This is a genomic window from Arthrobacter sp. WCS2018Hpa-7 (assembly GCF_031843805.1).
GTDB lineage: Bacteria > Actinomycetota > Actinomycetes > Actinomycetales > Micrococcaceae > Arthrobacter.
In genome coordinates, this window is record NZ_JAVTJB010000022.1 from 22,914 (window position 1) to 40,754 (window position 17,841).

The following is a 17,841-nucleotide window of genomic DNA, read 5'->3' on the forward strand; positions in this document are numbered from 1 at the left end:
ACGTGGCGTTCATTTTTTGAACTCGCCATAATTGTGGCGCAGCTCACGCCGAACCGCAAGAGGGGTGCCAAAGTTTCCGAACGTTACATTCACTGGATGAACATAGCTGGCCATGGTCCGCATTCGTGATGCACGACATTCCGGCCCTTCGGAACGCCTCTAAGCGCGTTGCGGCTATTGCCGGGCTGCCCGGAAGTTGCGCGTCCGCTCAGCGGTAGCAGGGCGCTGGAATATGGTCCTGGTCTGGTCAGGGACGAGAAGTGTCCGAGGTTTCGTCAACGCGTTGACGCGTCGCCCTTGACTCGACTTCCACGACAGCGAGTTGCCCGGTTGCCGAAGTTGGGACGGGACAGTGGGGTGCGTCTTCAACCGCCGCAGCCATGGGCTGACGCACCAGGCCGAGGTGGAGGAGCGAGACGGCGGAGATCAAGAACCACGCGGTATTGGTACCACGAACGGCCAAGCTTGGTGGAAGCTGCCGTTGACGAAGGCGCCGGCTCGCAGGAGGTTGGGACCTGGAACCGGTGTCCCGCTTTTAGCCATCCCATGGAGACGCCCCGGTAGACGCCGTTGATTGCCCCCGCTCCGGCCCAACCCACGGTTTCCCAAAGCCGGTCCATGGCGTCCTTACGCAACGAGGATCTGTCAGCTGCTTGGGGGCGTCGCGCCCGCCGTCACCGGCCCGCTGGAATTGCGTGCTGAGTGAATGAGGCAGCGTCGGATCAGGCGCTTACTGAGTCCGGTCCGGCGCGCGAGGACTTGATTGCTGGGGCGGCGGCCCGCCCGGGCTTCATCCGCCAGGACCGCGTTAATGCGCTGCATGGCCCAGAGGGGCAGTTGCGGGTTGGACACAGCCAAGAGTCTCAATTCGTTGTTGACTGCAGGCAATGGTTCATTCGCCGTACATGATGCTGGCGAGAAACCTCTCCAGCTCGGACACAGGGGCCCTGGTGCCATTTGCTGCCGGTTCGCAGGAAGCTTCTTCAGCTTCGAAGTACAGCCCTTCCCACGGAGCGCTGGTCATCGAGGCGCTTGCCGATGGACGGGGAGATTCATGGATCTCTACCGCGTCGGTCTGGGGCTTGGAGTGGGTGCCCCGGTGCGGGATTGAGACAGGGCGGAAGGCCGCGGAAAAGGTGCGCTGGACGATGGTCATGATGGCTTCCTCTCTGAAGCAATCGGCATACATAGGTCGAAAAAACTGAACACCACGTTCATCATGTGAACGTATCTTAAGCATGGCATGGCTCACTTTGGAGAGCAAGCCGTTTCAGCCAATTTGGACAGATTTTTGAACGCAGCGTCCATATCATGATTTTCGGGCCCAACAAATCGGTAGGGATGCTCCATTGCCCCTAAGGGCGCGTCGGAACGCCCGGCAATTCAGCTGTCGTGCCCGGTGGGTTCCGCAGCAGCCAATTCAGGGGCTCCCGTCGACTGGAAACGCCACCAGCTGCGTTGGGCCGCGTTGTTAGATGAGTGCTTTGGCGAGTTCGTCCGCGGCTTGTTGGGCCGTTTTGATCGTGCGCTCAAGGTAGGCGGACTTCATCCGCTGGGTTGGCCCGTTTACGGAGAGGACACCAACCAGGGCCCCGGATGTGTCGCGGACCGGGACTGCAAGGACGAACAGGCCTTCTTCGAGTTCGTCGTCAATGACGGCGTAGCCCTGTTGGCGGACTGTCTTGAGTTCCTTGAGCAGATTCTTGCGCTGCGTGATGGTTTGGGGCGTGTAGGCAGTCAGCTTGTCCGGCAGGATCTCACTGACTTTTTCATCGTCATCGAGTTCTGCCAGGACCAACTTCCCTGTTGCGCTTGCGTGCACGGGCCAGGAGCCGCCGATGTAATCGTGGGAAACGTTGAGCATGTGGGTGCCAGAAGCTTCGGCGATCAAGTCGAACTCTGCTTCGTTTCGAACCATCGCAAAACCGAGGGTTTCATTGAGCTTGATCGCGTATTCATCCAGTACCGGCTGGATGCGCGCCACCGCCCCCGTATAGGGGTCGGCCAGCCGGCCGAGACGGGCCATCTGCCAGCCGAGCCGGTAGTTGTTGTCCGTCCGGTCAACGAAACCTGTTTGTTCGAGGCTCAGCAACAGCCGGAAGGCGGTGGGCCTGGTCATCTTGACGGCTTGGGCAAGTTCGGTGACGGTGATGCCATTTCGGTGCCGACCAAGCTCAGTGAGCAAAACTGTTGCCTTCACAACGGATTTGTTCGTCAGGTCAAGCGGCTCCTGGGTGGAAACTGCCTCCCCGGCGACTGCGTCCGGAAGGTCGTTCTGTTCTACCGTCATGTCCACTTCCCGCCTGCATCGGTTGAAGCCCCTCGTTCATGGCTCCTAAGACCATACTAGGCGGTCCACTTTGTGAACTTGGCGTTCATTCTGGTGGGAGTCGCGACCCGGGAGGGCGGCGGCCGGAGCGCCGAACCATTCGCAAGGTCCGGCACCGGACATGGATCATCGCATGGCCGAACTACCGGATCCTGCCGCAGTGGGTGTGAGCAGCATGGTTGCCGTGTCCAAACGTTCGTTGTTGTCCTGTCCGGAGACCAAGGCTGCAGCTTCCTCGCGGCTGGTCACCACGGGAACGGACCCAAGGAGCGGCCGCGACGCCGATTCCCTCAATTTCGACAGCGCTACGAGCGCAACTGCGGAGAAGAACATGACGTAGAACGCCGGTGCGTAGGAGTTACCTGTGACCTGAACGAGGATCTGGCTCACCAGCGGCGTAGTGCCGCCGAAGATTGAAATGGCGAGGTTGTGGGTCACGCCCACTCCCCCGTACCGGGATGCCGTGGGGAAGAGCTCTGACATCACGGCCCCCGTCATGGCCAGGAAGAAAGCACTGGGGACCATGACCAGGAACATTGCCAGATACAGGGACCACATGGCACCGACATGCATCAACGCGAAAGCAGGGACCAACAGGACGAGGTTGCCGATGGTGGCCATCCTGTAGATCGGCCGGCGGCCGATGCGGTCCGACCATCGTGCGACCACGGGTATCAGGACAGCCTGAAGCAGGAGAACAACGACGGCGGCCACCGCAGTATGCACCGCGGGGGAACCAACCTGGGTCTCCAGGTAGGTGGGCATGTAGCTGGTGAGCATGTAAGAGGAGGTGCCGTCCGCAGCAATCAGCGCACAGCCGATGAGGATCTGGGGCCAGTAGAACTTCAGGATGTTCGGCAGGTTGTGGCGGACGAAGATCGGGTTGACATCCTGGTGGACGGTCTTCTCGTGTGCGATTTCGAAGCTGGGTGATTCTGGGACCCTGCTGCGAAGGGCAACGGCCACGATACCCAAGGGCAGGGCGATCAGGAACGGGATGCGCCAAGCGCCGTCGTGCATTGCAGTCGGGCCCCAAGCCGAAGTGGCCGCAGCGGTCGTGACCGCCACCGTTCCGGCTCCCGCGGCAAAGCCCAGCATCGAGCCGGAGTTCAACAGAGCTGTCATGAATCCTCGGTTGCGGTCAGGGGAGAACTCTGCGATATAGGTCGCGGCGCCCGAGTACTCGCCGCCCGTAGAGAAGCCCTGCAGCATTTTCAGCATGTATAGGGGAATGATGACCCACAAACCCACCTGGCCCGCGGTAGGCAGCAGGCCGATGGCTGTGGTTGCAGCCGCCATGAGCGCCATGGTGAAGAAGAGGACCTTGCGGCGGCCGATCTTGTCCCCGAGCGGTCCCAGAATCATCCCGCCCAAGGGGCGGACAATGAAGGAGACAGCGAAGCCCAGAAGCGTGACCAGAAGGCCCATCTTTTCGTCCATGCCCTCGGTGAACACTGAAGTCATGGTGACGGCGAGGTATCCATAGATACCTATGTCGTACCACTCAATGAAGTTACCCACGCCTGCACCGATCTGTGCTCTGCGAAGTTCGCGCTTGTCGACGATGATGCAGTCATCAGCGCGCAGGCGGCGGGTTGCTTTGGGTGGCACGGAGCGTGGTGTGCCGGATTCTTCGAACATCTTTGTCCTTCTTTCCTTGCAATGAGAAGCGCACAGCAGACGACATGCTCCGCAGGCTTCACGCCCAACAGGATGGGCCCGCAGGCCGCCGTGTCAGGGATTATCACGAGGGACTTCCTCGTTCTCGTGCGTTAAATCAGCTGATCGGGTTCACCTCGCAGGCCCGGTCAGTGAAGACCGGCGGGGAAGACAAGAGCCTCTAGACCCAGGGAGCGCCCGTTCATAGCTTGAACGTCGTGATCAAAAATATGGCATGGGACACATTCTCTGTCAAGATGCCCGCCGTCACATTTCACCCACCCGGAGGGTCTTGACAGTGGCGCAGGCAACGTTCTAACTTGAACGCAGTGTTCATTTTGTGAACGTCAATGATGATGTTGTCGCCCTGTCGGCACGAGTCCAAGGAAGAACTGTTGCCATGAAAAAAGAACCCCTCCGTCTGTTTGCCTTTGACGTCACCGCCCCTGCCCATCTGACCGCAGGGTCGTGGCGCAACGAAGGCGACCAGGGCTCCCGCTACACCGATCTGCAGTACTGGACCGGCGTGGCTCGGATGCTCGAAGACGCCAGCTTTGACGGCATCTTCTTCGCCGACACGGTCGGCTACCACGACGTCTACCGGGGCTCCGGCGATGCCGCTCTCCGTGATGCAGCGCAGTTCCCAATCAACGATCCAATGTTGCTCATCAGCGGCATGGCCGCGGTGACCAAGCACCTCACCTTCGGTGTGACCTGCTCTTTGACTTATGAGGCTCCGTACCTGATGGCTCGCCGTTTCAGCACGCTGGACCACCTCACCAACGGACGAGTCGGCTGGAATATTGTGACCTCCTACTCCGAGTCGGCCGCCAGGAACTTGGGCAAGGTCGAGCAGCTCGGCCACGACGAACGCTACGACCTCGCAGATGAATACATGGACGTGGTCTATAAGCTCTGGGAGTCCTCCTTCGAAGAGGACGCCGTCACGCGGGACGTCGACGGCGCCACCTACGTCGACCCGGAAAAGGTCCACCCCATCAACCACGACGGCAAGTACTTCACCGTCCCCGGCTTCCACCTGTGCGAGCCGTCCCCGCAGCGCACCCCGGTCCTCTTCCAGGCCGGAGCGTCTTCCAAAGGCATGTCTTTCGCCGGCAAGCACGCCGAATCAGTCTTTATCAACGCCACCTCGGCTGCGCAGGCCAAGCGCAGCGTAGAGAAGATCCGGCAAGCAGCACTCGACGCCGGCCGCGATCCGCAGAGCATCAAAGTCGTGGCTCTGGTCACCGTCATCGTGGCAACTACCGACGAAGAAGCCCAGGAAAAGTACCGGCAGCACCTGAGCCGCACCACCATCGACGGCGCGCTGAGCCGCTTTGCGGGCTGGACCGGCCTGGACCTTTCCATCTACGACCTGGACACCCCGCTGAAGTCCATCGAAACCAAGGGCATCCAGTCCCTGGTGGACATGTTCTCCAAGGCCGACCCCGACCGGGAATGGACACCGCGTGAAGTGGCCGACTTCCTGGCCATCGGCGGCACGGGCGCCACCATCGTCGGATCCCCGGAAGCAGTCGCCACGGAACTGGCCCGCTGGCGGGACGAGGGCGACATCGACGGCATCAATCTCAGCTACGCCTCCAAGCCCGGCGGATGGGAAGAGTTCATCGAACTCGCCCTCCCCGAACTGCGCAGCCAGGAAATCGTCTCCCCCGCCCGGGTCCAGAACCAAGAACCGGTGACCTTGCGCGAAAAGCTCTACCCCGGACACAAGCGCACCCTGACCGCCCACCCTGCCACCGAATACCGCATGGCCCCGGCCGCCCACTGATCCAGAACCGACCTGCAAAGAACTAACGGAGAAATCCCATGACTGAACAAACCGACGTAGTCGTCATCGGCGCCGGCCTGGCCGGCCTCATCACCGCCCGCGAATTGAGCAACCGCGGCCACAACGTGGTCGTCCTCGAAGCCCAAGACCGGATCGGCGGCCGCTTGTACACCGAACGCCGCCTCGGCCAAACCCTCGAACTCGGCGGCAACTGGCTGCACTGGACCCAGCCCCACGTGTGGGCCGAGGTCACCCGCTACGGGCTGGAAGTCTCACGCGGACCCCGCTCTGAAGAAACCTACTGGCTGGCCGGCAACGAAGTGCGCCGCGGCAACCTGGACGACTTCATGACCTTGATCGACCCGGGCATGACGCGCCTGCTCGAAGACACCGTGAAGTGGCTCCCCCGTCCCGACGCCCCGCTGACCGTGGAAAACCTCGCCGAGGTGGACCAGTACAACCTCCAGGAAATGCTGGACAAACTGGACCTCTCCGAAGACGAGCGGAACGCGAACGAGGCAGCCTGGGTGGGCCACTTCAACGCCCCCCTGGACCAATGCGCCTACGTCAACGCGCTGCGCTGGACAGCCGGCTCCTCCGGCCACTGGCACCTGATGCACGAAGCCTCAGCGATCTACCGGCTCAAGAACGGCAACGACGGACTGACCAAGGCCATCGCCGCGGACTCCACAGCCGATATCCGTCTCAACTCCCCAGTGACCTCCGTCCGCCACACCAGCGACGGCGCTACCATCACTTACGCCGAGGGCCAGAGCATCAAGGCCGAGAAGGTGGTCATCACCCTCTCACAGAACATCTTGCACAAGCTCGACGTTCAGCCAGCCCTCTCCGAAGGCAAACTCGCTGCCAGCCGCGAAAAGACCGCCTCCCAAGGCGTCAAAGCCTGGATCCGGGTCAAGGGACCCATCAAGCCGTTCTTCGCCTACTCAGCACAGGACAAGCCCCTCTCGGTAATCCGCACCGAGTTCGTCAGCGACACCGACGCCGTCCTGGTCGGGTTCGGTGCCGACGCAAACCGCATCGACGTCACCGACATCGAGCAGATTCGCGAGGCCATCAAGGTATGGCGCGATGACCTGGAAGTCCTCGAGGTGACCGGTCACAAGTGGGGTGAAGACCCGTACGCGGAAGAGACCTGGCAAATTCAGCGTCCCGGCCAGCTCACTAAATACCACGCAGCACAGCAAGCCAGCGAAGGTGCCCTGCACTTCGCCAGCAGTGACATCGCCAACATCTGGGCCGGTTTCTTCGACGGTGCCATCGAAAGCGGACTGCGCGCGGCTCGCAACGTCGGGGCAGAACTGAAGGCACAGCCATGAGCGCGCCCGCACTCGAAACCATCACCATCGCTCCGGTACACTACCGGTCCGTAATGCGGCACCTGCCTACCGGCGTCGCGGCCATCTGCTCCACCGACCCCCAAGCCGGCACCCAGCACGGCATGATCGTCGGGACCTTCGCATCCCTGTCGATGGAACCGGCGCTGGTGACCTTCAGCGTCACCCACACGTCCACGAGCTGGCCCAAGATCGCGGTTTCGGACCGTTTCAGCGTCAGCCTCCTGGCCGAGGACCAGCAGCACGTCTGCCGGGCACTCTCCTCCAAAGGAGAAGACAAGCTCAACGCCGTGGACTGGACCGAATCTCTCTGGGGCACACCGCATATCAACGACTCCCTGGCCTGGTTCGATTGCCGTGTCGAGCAGCAAATCATCGCAGGTGACCACCTGATCGTCGTCGCCAGTGTCCTGGAGATGACCCCCGGTGAGGGCAAGCCCCTCATTTTCCACGGCGGCCGCTTCGGCGGTTTCACCGAACCCACACCAGTACCGTCCCCCTCGATCAAGGAAGATTGACATGGATATCACCCCGTCCTCCGCAGCCACCCCACCCGCGGACATCACCCCGGCCCTCTACCGGCAGGTCCTCGGGAAACTCCCCACCGGAGTCGTCGCCATCACCGGAATCAATGACGACAACGAAAAGCTCGGACTCGTCGTCGGGACGTTCCAATCGCTGTCCTTGGAACCGCCGCTGGTGATGTTCTGCGTGGACAAGTCATCCTCCAGCTGGCCCAAACTGCGCAAACTACAGAAGTTCACCGCAAACATCCTCGCCGATGACCAGATCACCACCTGCAAGTCCCTCTCCCGCAAGGGTCCGGAGAAATTCGAGAACCTGCCCTGCAGCCCCGGCCCGCTCGGAACGCCGCACCTTGACGGTGCCACTGCCTACATCGACTGCATCGTCACCGCTGAAGTCGTCGTGGGGGACCACTACATGGTGGTAGGTTCCGTTACCAGCATGGAAGAGGGCAGCGGCAACGCCCTGATCTTCCGAGGCGGAAAATTCGGTCAGTACCAGCCCATCGAGATGCCGGTTCCGGCAGAAGCAAGGAGCGCATCATGAGCACCAAACGCGACACCATCCTCAAAGCCTGGAACCAGGCCTGGGGCCAAGGCGAGATGACCGCCTTCGAAGGAATTCTCGCCCCCACTTACGTGCGACGCTCCAAATCAGGCGACGAGGACTACGACAAACTCCGTAGAACCATCGAAGCCACCCACGAAGCATTCCCGGATTTCAGCACCGATATCCTCCACATCATCGAAAACGGCGAAACCGCCGCGATCCACTGGCAAAGCCAAGGCACGCACGAAGGAACCTTCATGGACGTCCCGGCAACAGGCCGGTCCATCACCGTCACCGGAGCATCCTTCCTCCAATTCGAGAATGGAAAAATCACCGAAGAATGGGTCGTATGGGACCCCCGCGAACTACTCTCAGCGCTCGGCATCTGGCATCTGGGCCCCGGCAACGCCTAGCCAAGTAACGGCACAAACAGTACTCCTGACCTCACGCATTTTGGAGAGAAGCACCCTATGACACTCACCGGACAATCCCTCATCGCAGGGCAAACCGTAACCGGCGCCGCCGGAACCACCTTTGGCATCAATCCGGCGACCAACGAAGAACTCGCACCGGCCTACACCCTGATCAGCGATGACCAGCTCAAGACGGCCACCACCGCCGCCGCAGATGCCCTCCACTCCTTCAGCACCCTCGACCCGGACCAGCACGCCCGGTTCCTGGAGACCATCGCGGAAAACATCGAGGCCATCGGTGATGAACTCATTGACCGGGCCTCGGCCGAAACCGGGCTGGGAGCCGAACGCCTCAAGGGCGAACGAGCCCGGACTACCAGTCAGCTGCGGCTCTTCGCTGACGTTATCCGTCGCGGAGACTTCCGAGGCGTCCGCGTGGACCCAGCCATCCCGGACCGCAAGCCCCTCCCCCGTGCCGACATCAGGCAGCGCCAGATCCCGCTCGGCCCCGTGGCCGTGTTCGGAGCCAGCAACTTCCCCCTTGCCTTTTCCGTCGCCGGCGGCGACACCGCCTCAGCCCTGGCTGCAGGCTGCCCCGTCATCGTCAAAGCCCACAACGCACACCCCGGAACCGCGGAACTTGTCGGCCAAGCAATCACCCAGGCCATCCGCGACCTCGGCCTGCACCCCGGAGTTTTCTCCCTGATCTACGGCTCCGGAGCAAGCATCGGGCAGGCACTGGTAGCGGACCCCGCCATCAAAGCCGTCGGATTCACCGGCTCCCGTGCAGGTGGAACCGCGCTCATGCGCACCGCGGTCGCACGGCCGGAACCCATCCCCGTCTACGCAGAAATGTCCTCGATCAACCCGGTCTACGTCTTCCCAGGTGCCCTGGAAGGAGACATCGAGGCACTGGCCCGTCAGTACGTCACTTCCGTCACCGGCAGTTCCGGGCAGCTCTGCACCTCCCCCGGTCTACTGTTCGCCCCCATAGGCGAAGGCACTGACAAACTCGCCAAAGCCATTACCGGCGTTCTGGCCGAACAAGCCGGTCAGACCATGCTCACCCCGGGCATCGCAGCCTCCTGGAACAAGGGCTACAACGCAGTGGAAGCTGTCCCCGAGGTAGACCTCATCGCCCGCGGCACGGCCGGCACCACGGAAAACGCCCCGGCACCGGCAGTCTTCGGAGCAGATCTGGACGTGTTCACCTCCAACCCGGTCCTGCATGAGGAAATCTTCGGCGCGGCCAGCCTCGTAGTCCGCTACAAAAACGTCGAGGACCTCATCACCTCCACACAACAACTGGAAGGACAGCTAACGGCCTCACTCCACCTAACCGAATCGGACTACAGTGCGGCCGCCCCACTAATCCCCGTCCTCGAAGGCAAAGTAGGACGAATCATCATCAACGGCTGGCCCACAGGAGTTGAAGTCAACCACACCATGGTTCACGGAGGCCCTTTCCCCGCCACATCAGATTCCAGGACCACGTCCGTCGGATCCCTGGCCATCAACCGCTTCCTGCGCCCCGTGGCCTACCAGAACTTCCCTGAGGAGCTTCGCCCCGCCCCCGTGCAGGAAGCAAACCCCTGGAAGGTAAACCGTCTCGTGGACGGCACCATCGAGCAAAACCGCTAACAGCTCGCTCACGCTTCCGGCCCCGGGCCCGATCTCTCACAACAACATCGCCCGGGGCCGGAAACCCACCACCCATCCCCGCAGTCACTTCCCCCTGCGCAGCCCAAGACCGACGGAGCATGGACAATGCGCCCACCATCAACCAGCGTGATTAGAAGAGTCACAAGTCCACAGCCCGTACCTGACTGGTCAAAACTGGCACGCGACGACACCGTCACCGTTCTCCGCTCCGACGGAAACATCGTGACCGGCAAAATCGACATGCTTGCGGTAGACCGCAGCGTCTTCTGGATGATCCAAAACGACGGCCTCGGACGCATCATGATCCCCCTCCGCGAGGCCCAATCCGTGACGGTGTCCAAGACTCGGCAGCGAAAACAATAAGGCGTGTTTCAATTCCTTAGAAGTCGGAACGCCCACGAGCGGGACGCAGCCCCACCGCTCTCAAAGGTCAGCTTCACTTCCACTAAGCAATCAATATTCGTGCTCCCTGCAAAAGTGTTGATGGCCTGGCCTCTTCAAACCGCCGGAGTGTCCGCTTAACGGCGGGTCCAGGTGTTGGCATCATGTGATTCTGCCTTCGAAGGGTGATGGCAGCTGAGTTCAGTGCCGGTTTCCATATTGCTCTGTTTCGGCCGGTGGGGACGAATGCCCTGCTGGCCATATAGAGGCATTTGGGCGGTCGATTCACGAACCAGGGCGCGTTTTTTAGCCCTGCGCACAGCTCCGGCCGCCACGTGGCGGGAAAGGCTTTCGTCGCTCTAACGATCAGTAGGCATTCTCTTTCTCGCTGAAGTGCTTCATGGGTGTTGCCCGAACGGTGCCTCAATTATTCGCTTGTGCCTTGATGCGTTCCAGTGCGGCGTTGAACCCTTGCGGTGTTCCGCTGGAGCCGGCGAGTCGATCGACCTTGATCTCATCGATGTCGCGCCCCACGACGATACCTGGTACGGCGTCTGCGAAGCGTTTCTGCAGGTCCAAGGATGTTGGATCAGTCGCACGAGGTGTAACGCTGACTTCGGTGACGATGTCCGCGGAGAGGGTCACGGTCACCCCAATCGAGGAGGGCAGGCCGCCGTAATGGCCTTCCGCGCTGTACTGGCCATCAGAATAGTCAGGCCCACCCGGAGACGTAGAAACTTCCGGACTGCTCGTGGTGGCTGGAGCAGAGACTTCGTTCGCTGTCGGCTGTCCTGCTGGTGAGGCGCAGGATGAAAGGGCAGCACTGGCTGCAATTCCCGCCGTAACCGCGGGCATGAGTGTGAGGGTCCGGAAAGACATGTTTTCCTTATGATCGTTCGAAGAGTGGCAGTAGCCAGGGCACCAGCCCGCACTGCCAAGACCAGACGCGTCGCCGCGCCAGTGTCGGGAGACCGATGGACAGTGATTTACGACGTCTCCCGGACCGCTGCTTGGGTGGTGTTCCGCTGGGTCGCGGCCCAGCTGGCGAGGACTTTCAGTGCGTCCTCGGAGGGCGACCCCGGCTCTGCCGTATAGATGTTGATCCGCAGCCCGGGGTCCGCGGCCAACTCAAGCGCTTCGAAGCTCAGGTCGAGGTCCCCAACAATCGAGTGGTGGAGCCGCTTGCGGCCGGTGCGGTGGTACTTCACGTCATGCCGGGCCCACCGGGTACGGAATTCTTCGCTTCGGGTTGAGAGTTCACCGATCAGGTCAGTGAGGTCCTTGTCATAAGGGTTTTTCCCTGCCGTGGACCGAAGGACTGCAACTATGTCATCTGCGGCGCGTTCCCAATCGGCGAAGAACTCCCGTGCTTTAGGGTTCAGGAACGTGAACCGTGCACTGTTCGGCGGTGTGGTCTCTTCGGCCATCAATTCCATGTACAGGGCGCGGCCAAGGGCGTTGGCGGCGAGGACGTCCCCGCGGTCGTTGCGGACCCAGGCAGGGGCGGCAGTGATGGCGTCGAGGACGCGTTGGACGCTCGGCCGTACCGTCTGGGGACTGCGCTTGCGTCGTTCACGAGGAACAGCGGTGGAGGCGCGGGCCAAATCGAAAAGGTGGGCCAATTCGGCGTCGTCAAGCTTTAAGGCGCGTCCGAGCGCTTCCAGGACGCTGTCCGAGGCGCCGGAAAGGTTTCCGCGTTCAAGGCGTATGTAGTAGTCGATACTCATTCCGGCGAGCATCGCCACTTCCTCCCGGCGCAGGCCCTTGACGCGCCGGTTGCCGCCATAAGCGGGCAGTCCGGCCTCATCGGGGGTGATTCTGGCGCGGCGGGTAGTCAGGAACTTCCGCACATCCTCGCTGTGTGTCATGGCTTCCACGCTACGCCGATGCCTCAGACCGAGGGAGGGACTGCCAGTACCCGGAACGACCGTGACTCCCGGCCAGCAAGGAATCACGGTTGCATGGAACGCATGGATCTTGAACCCGCGATAGTGTTCCGGCCGGCACCAGAGCTCCCGCCTCTGACGCCAGAGTTGCCTCGGGACTTGCTGATATTTTCCGTAAAACGGGCACCTGCTTTGGTCTCGGCATCGGAGTCGCGATCGCTGCAGCAGCCCCCCGGGCGGAACTGAGGCATTCCCCTTTACCCGTAGGTCAGCGTAGAGCTCACAACCGCCATCGTCCTGGTACTCCCCGACGACCTCGCCGCACGAAACAGGACACTACGTGCGGCCGTACCTGCACCCGAGGCCGAGCACGTCCGCTAACCCATGTCATGGGGGTACTGACATGCACTCCCACGACGTCCACCACCGGTGTTCACTGGAAACTGGGCGCCACCTAACGAAGGAACAAACCATGCGAGCAACACTGATCTACGGTGCCGGAGACGTGCGCGTCGAAACCGTCCCCAACCCCACCATTCAAGAGCCCACCGACGCAACCGTCCGTATAGTCGCCGGCTGCATCTGCGGCAGCGACCTGTGGCCCTACGCCTCCAAACCCGAATCCCCCGAAGGCGCCCGCATGGGCCACGAGTTCGTCGGCATCGTCGAAGAACTCGGCTCCGAGGTGACCGGCCTGACAGTTGGTGACTTTGTCATCGCACCTTTCGTTGCCTCCGACGGCACCTGCGACTTCTGCAAGGAAGGCCTGCAGACCTCCTGCCGCAATGGTGCCCATTGGGGCGGGCACGACGACGGCGGGCAGGGCGAATATGCCCGCGTGCCGCAGGCTTCGGGAACCCTTGTTGTGGTCCCCTCCGGCTTCGACGAGATGCTGATCCCGTCATTGCTGAGCCTCTCCGACGTCATGTCCACCGGCTACCACGCCGCCAAGAAGGCCAACATCCAACCCGGTCAGACAGTCACCGTGATCGGTGACGGCGCCGTCGGCCTCTCAGCAGTGATTTCCGCCAAACTCATGGGAGCCTCGCGCATCATCCTCATGGGCCGTCACGCATCCCGTACCGGACTCGGCCGCGAATTCGGGGCGACCGACGTCGTCGCCGAACGCGGCGATGAAGGAATCGCCAAGGTCAAGGAACTCACTAACGGCGACGGAACACACGTCGTGCTCGAAGCCGTCGGACTCAAGCCGGCCATCGAGATGGCCATCGGCGTCGTCCGCGACGGCGGGGTCATCAGCCGCGTCGGGGCACCGCAATTCACTGAGGTTCCGCTCGGCTTCCCCGAATTCATGCGCAACATCACGCTCACCGGCGGGGTCGCACCGGCCAGGGCGTACATCGAGGAACTGCTGCCCCTGGTACTCGACGGCAGCATCAATCCGGGCAAGGTCTTCGACCGCACCGTCGGCCTGGACGACGTCCCCGCCGGATACCAGGCCATGGCAGACCGCGAAGCGCTCAAAGTACTCGTCCGCCCGTAACCACCATCAGGAGAACCATGGACATCACATTGAACAACGGAGTCACCATGCCCGCCCTCGGGCTCGGCGTCTTCCAGAGCGCGCCTGAAGAGACGACGGCGGCCGTCGAGGCGGCATTGAACACCGGCTACCGGCACATCGACACCGCGGCTGCCTATGGCAACGAGCGGGAAGTCGGGCACGGCATCCGCAAGTCGGGCCTGAGCCATTCGGATGTCTTCGTCGAGACCAAGGTCTGGGTCAGTGATTACGGTTACGACCAGACCCTGCACGCCTGGGACAAAGCGGTTGGCAAGCTCGGTGTGGAGTATCTGGACCTGTTCATCCTGCACCAGCCCGCTCCCGACCGGTTCGAGAAGACCATCGACGCGTACAAGGCGCTCGAGACGCTACTCGCTGACGGGCGGGTCCGGGCGATCGGTGTCAGCAACTTCATGCCACATCACCTCAAGCAACTGCTCGAGGCTACGGAGGTCATCCCCGCTATCAACCAGATTGAGCTCCACCCGTACTTCACCCAGCAGGATGTCCAGGGGGTCAATTCCGAGCACGGGATCATCACCCAGGCGTGGTCTCCGATCGGGGGAATCACCTTCTACCCCGGGTGGGGCGAGGAACGACGGAACGTCATGGAAGACCCAGCTATCGCCGCTATCGGTCAAGCCCACGGGAAGAGCCCTGCCCAGGTCATGCTTCGCTGGCACCTGCAGCAAGGCCGCTCCGCCATCCCAAAATCGACGAACCCGAACCGCATCGCCGAGAACTTCGATGTTTTCGACTTCGAGCTTTCACCACCCGAACTCGGCGTCATTAACGCGCTCGACACCGGAGTGCGGAACGGACCCGACCCGGACGAAGCCCGCGAAGATCGCTTCGCCATGGTCATTCCCGAAGCCTGAACAAAGGAGAAACCCCATGATGGAATACCGTTCGCTTGGCCGCACAGGTGTGCAGGTCAGCCCTTTGTGCCTGGGCGCGATGATGTTTGGCCCGTGGGGCAATAATGACATCGCCGACTCCACCCGCATCATCCACCATGCACTCGACGCGGGTATCAACTTCATCGACACCGCAGATGTGTACTCGGGCGGAGCATCCGAAGAAATCGTCGGGCAGGCAATCGCCGGGCGCCGTGACGACGTCTTCCTCGCCACGAAATTCTTCATGCCCATGAACGAGGACGATCCCAACCAGCGCGGCGGATCGCGGCGCTGGATCATGCGGGCAGTCGAAGACTCGCTCCGCCGACTCAACACGGACCACATCGATCTCTACCAGGTCCACCGGCCCAGCCCCGATACCGACGTTGAAGAGACCCTCGGTGCCCTCACCGACCTCGTCCGCCAAGGAAAAGTCCGGTACATTGGCTCCTCCTCGTATTCCGGATCCCAGATCGTCGAAGCACAGTGGGCTTCCCGGGAACGGAACGTGGAACGGTTCGTCACCGAACAGCCCCCCTACTCGATCCTGGTCCGAGGTATCGAGGAAGACATCCTTCCCACAGTGCAGCGCCACGGCATGGGCACCCTGACCTACAGCCCACTCAGCGGTGGCTGGCTCTCGGGACGCTGGCGCAAAGACTCGGCCTCAGCACCTACCTCCGCGGCGCGACCGAACGCCCGGTTCGACATGACGAGCCCGGCGAACCAACGCAAACTCGACATCGTCGAAGAACTGGCCCAGCTCGCAGAGCAGACCGGGCTGACACTCATCGAACTGGCGATCGCTTTCGTCATCAACCACCCGGGCGTCACGTCCGCTATCGTCGGCCCCCGCACCATGGAACAGCTCGAGTCCTACCTGCCCGCCGCCGACATCACCTTGACCACCGACGTGCTGGACCGCATTGACCAGCTCGTCGCACCTGGGGTCACGCTAAATCCCGAGGACAACAGCTACGGAGCCCACGAACTCACGCCCCAGGCCCGGCGAAGGACACGACCATGACCGCCATGACCCCTGAAGCACTTCATGAGGCCATGCGTGAGGCGATGGCGGATGGTGACCTGGTTCCAGGGCGACTTGGCGTTTGACGGTGCGGTCCTGGTTTGAACCCCGTGGCAGCGGCTGGGTCATCGTCCGCACGGTCGCGTCAACTTGGGACCGCCGGAGGTGTTCGGCCACCGATGAGGTGAATGTGACAGAACAAATTCAGGGATGGGAGATGGCATGGAAGGGTTGGAAATAGTCGTATTGCTGGGCGTGAGCGTGCTGGCCGGCGCCATCCTGGCGCCCCGGCTCCGAGTCGCCGCGCCATTGTTGCTGCTGGTCTTCGGCCTGCTCATGGGCTTCGTTCCCCAGTTACGGCAGATTGAGCTTCCCCCGGAGACAGTGTTGCTGATTTTCTTGCCAGTGATGCTGTTCTGGGAAAGCTTGACCACCTCACTCCGGTCCATCCGGCGGGACCTGCGCGGCATCGTGTTGCTCAGCACGCTGCTGGTCGTCGCCTCTGCCCTCGCCGTCGCCGGCGTGGCACACTTCCTGGGCCTGCCGTGGAACACTGCCCTCATCCTCGGCGCGGCACTCGCTCCCCCGGACGCGACCGCCGTCGCGGCCTTGGGCCGGATGCTGCCACGCCGGAACTTCATGCTCCTGAAGGCCGAAAGCCTGACCAACGACGGCACAGCCCTGGTGCTCTACGCCATTGCCGTAGGCGCCTCGCTTGGAGGCAGCTACACGCCACTGAACATCGCCGGCCTGTTCGCCGTCTCCTACGTTGGCGGGGCCGTCGCCGGCATTCTCGTGGCGGCAGCAGCCTACCTGCTCCTGATCCGGCTGCGTGACCCCCTCATCATCAACATCGCCCTGCTGATCACCCCCTTTGCCGCCTTCCTGCTCGCCGAAGCCATTCACGCATCCGGCGTTCTGGCCGTCGTCGCAGCAGGCCTGATCATTTCCTTCACTTCCAGCCAGATCAGCACCGCAGCATCGCGCCGACAGACCGAATCAGCATGGCCCTTGGGCTCCTACCTCCTCAACGGTGGCCTGTTCGTCCTCATCGGCATTCAAGTACACGCCGCCGTGCACCAAATCGATGCCCGCGATGTGGGACGGCTTCTGCTGACCACGATCGCCGTGTGGCTGTCACTCATCATCATCCGGTTCGCGTTCCAAACCGTGAGCGTCGCGATTATCCGGATCCTCGACCGACGCCCCTCCCAACAAGGGCGCAGGATGACGTATCGGGCACGCATTGTCAGCTCCATTGCCGGCTTCCGCGGAGCAGTGTCCCTCGCTATAGCCCTGTCCGTACCGTTGGCACTCAATGACGGCACGCCGTTGCCCGGCCGCGAGGACATCATCTTCATCAGCGCCGGCGTAATCGTCCTGACCATGCTCATCCAAGGCCCACTGCTCCCCGTTGTAGTCCGGTGGGCGAAACTTCCCGACGAACCCGAGGACGAAGAACTCCGAACAGCGGAACTGGCAATCGCCACCGCTGCCGCCTCGGCCGTCGAACACTTCGCCGACGAACTCGGCACCACCACAGATATCCGTGCCCGCGTCACCGACGAATTCCAGTCCCACTTGGCGGCGACACAGGCGCTCAAGGGCGGCGACGATCCGGACACTGTCACACAGTCCCGGCAGGAGGAGGCGAAACTTCGCCTGGCCCTACTCGACAAGAAGCGCGAAGCGCTCCTTGACCTCAGGCTCGCCGGGACAGTCGACGACACAGTCGCCCGCCGCATCCAAACCGGGCTCGACGTCGAAGAACAACGGCTCACGGGTGTGGAGACACACGAGTGACAATTTTGCTACACCGACCATTATCAGAATCCG

General features: G+C 62.1%; 16 protein-coding genes. 11 read left to right on the forward strand and 5 right to left on the reverse strand.

What is annotated here, in order from left to right; translation table 11 throughout:
• Positions 1-892: 892 nt before the first annotated feature.
• The 3 genes from RQH14_RS19095 to RQH14_RS19105 form a co-directional block, all read right to left on the reverse strand.
• Positions 893-1,156 carry a hypothetical protein gene (locus RQH14_RS19095; RefSeq protein WP_311214707.1) on the reverse strand — a complete coding sequence of 88 codons (264 nt, stop codon included), beginning with the start codon at positions 1,154-1,156 and terminating at the stop codon, positions 893-895.
• 315 nt (positions 1,157-1,471) lie between these two features.
• Positions 1,472-2,290: an IclR family transcriptional regulator gene (locus tag RQH14_RS19100; protein ID WP_311214708.1), complete on the reverse strand. Its 819-nt coding sequence runs from the start codon at positions 2,288-2,290 to the stop codon at positions 1,472-1,474.
• Between the two features lie 165 nt (positions 2,291-2,455).
• Positions 2,456-3,970, reverse strand: coding sequence for an MFS transporter (locus RQH14_RS19105; protein WP_311214709.1), 1,515 nt, complete (start codon positions 3,968-3,970; stop codon positions 2,456-2,458).
• 418 nt (positions 3,971-4,388) lie between these two features.
• Here RQH14_RS19105 and RQH14_RS19110 point away from each other — a divergent pair, with 418 nt between their 5' ends.
• The 7 genes from RQH14_RS19110 (at position 4,389) to RQH14_RS19140 (ending at position 10,650) form a co-directional block, all read left to right on the forward strand.
• Positions 4,389-5,780: an LLM class flavin-dependent oxidoreductase gene (locus RQH14_RS19110; protein ID WP_311214710.1), complete on the forward strand. Its 1,392-nt coding sequence runs from the start codon at positions 4,389-4,391 to the stop codon at positions 5,778-5,780.
• Positions 5,781-5,818: 38 nt separating this feature from the next.
• The gene (locus RQH14_RS19115) at positions 5,819-7,120 is read left to right on the forward strand and encodes an NAD(P)/FAD-dependent oxidoreductase (RefSeq protein WP_311214711.1); all 1,302 of its coding nucleotides are present in this window, start codon (positions 5,819-5,821) and stop codon (positions 7,118-7,120) included.
• Entirely contained in the window at positions 7,117-7,656 is a 540-nt protein-coding gene (locus tag RQH14_RS19120; RefSeq protein ID WP_311214712.1) for a flavin reductase family protein, read from the forward strand. Before RQH14_RS19115 ends, RQH14_RS19120 begins: the two co-directional genes overlap by 4 nt.
• 1 nt (position 7,657) lies before the next feature.
• The gene (locus RQH14_RS19125) at positions 7,658-8,209 is read left to right on the forward strand and encodes a flavin reductase family protein (RefSeq protein WP_311214713.1); all 552 of its coding nucleotides are present in this window, start codon (positions 7,658-7,660) and stop codon (positions 8,207-8,209) included.
• Positions 8,206-8,625, forward strand: a complete 420-nt coding sequence (locus tag RQH14_RS19130; protein WP_311214714.1) for an ester cyclase — start codon at positions 8,206-8,208, stop codon at positions 8,623-8,625. The genes RQH14_RS19125 and RQH14_RS19130 overlap by 4 nt, the downstream gene beginning before the upstream one ends.
• 57 nt (positions 8,626-8,682) lie before the next feature.
• A complete protein-coding gene (locus tag RQH14_RS19135) occupies positions 8,683-10,266 on the forward strand; it encodes an aldehyde dehydrogenase (NADP(+)) (RefSeq protein ID WP_311214715.1) in 1,584 nt (527 codons plus the stop codon).
• Positions 10,267-10,413: 147 nt separating this feature from the next.
• Positions 10,414-10,650: a hypothetical protein gene (locus RQH14_RS19140; RefSeq protein WP_311214716.1), complete on the forward strand. Its 237-nt coding sequence runs from the start codon at positions 10,414-10,416 to the stop codon at positions 10,648-10,650.
• Positions 10,651-11,091: 441 nt separating this feature from the next.
• Here the strand turns inward: RQH14_RS19140 and RQH14_RS19145 are convergent, their stop codons facing one another.
• Positions 11,092-11,547, reverse strand: coding sequence for a hypothetical protein (locus RQH14_RS19145; RefSeq protein WP_311214717.1), 456 nt, complete (start codon positions 11,545-11,547; stop codon positions 11,092-11,094).
• Positions 11,548-11,654: 107 nt separating this feature from the next.
• A complete protein-coding gene (locus tag RQH14_RS19150; protein ID WP_311214718.1) occupies positions 11,655-12,536 on the reverse strand; it encodes a helix-turn-helix transcriptional regulator in 882 nt (293 codons plus the stop codon).
• Positions 12,537-13,026: 490 nt separating this feature from the next.
• Here RQH14_RS19150 and RQH14_RS19155 point away from each other — a divergent pair, with 490 nt between their 5' ends.
• From RQH14_RS19155 to RQH14_RS19170, 4 genes are all read left to right on the forward strand, one after another.
• Positions 13,027-14,058, forward strand: a complete 1,032-nt coding sequence (locus tag RQH14_RS19155) for a zinc-dependent alcohol dehydrogenase family protein (protein WP_311214719.1) — start codon at positions 13,027-13,029, stop codon at positions 14,056-14,058.
• Positions 14,059-14,075: 17 nt separating this feature from the next.
• Entirely contained in the window at positions 14,076-14,957 is an 882-nt protein-coding gene (locus tag RQH14_RS19160; RefSeq protein ID WP_311214720.1) for an aldo/keto reductase, read from the forward strand.
• Between the two features lie 19 nt (positions 14,958-14,976).
• Positions 14,977-16,005: an aldo/keto reductase gene (locus tag RQH14_RS19165; RefSeq protein WP_311214755.1), complete on the forward strand. Its 1,029-nt coding sequence runs from the start codon at positions 14,977-14,979 to the stop codon at positions 16,003-16,005.
• Between the two features lie 222 nt (positions 16,006-16,227).
• Positions 16,228-17,808: a Na+/H+ antiporter gene (locus RQH14_RS19170; protein ID WP_311214721.1), complete on the forward strand. Its 1,581-nt coding sequence runs from the start codon at positions 16,228-16,230 to the stop codon at positions 17,806-17,808.
• Positions 17,809-17,841 lie beyond the last annotated feature (33 nt).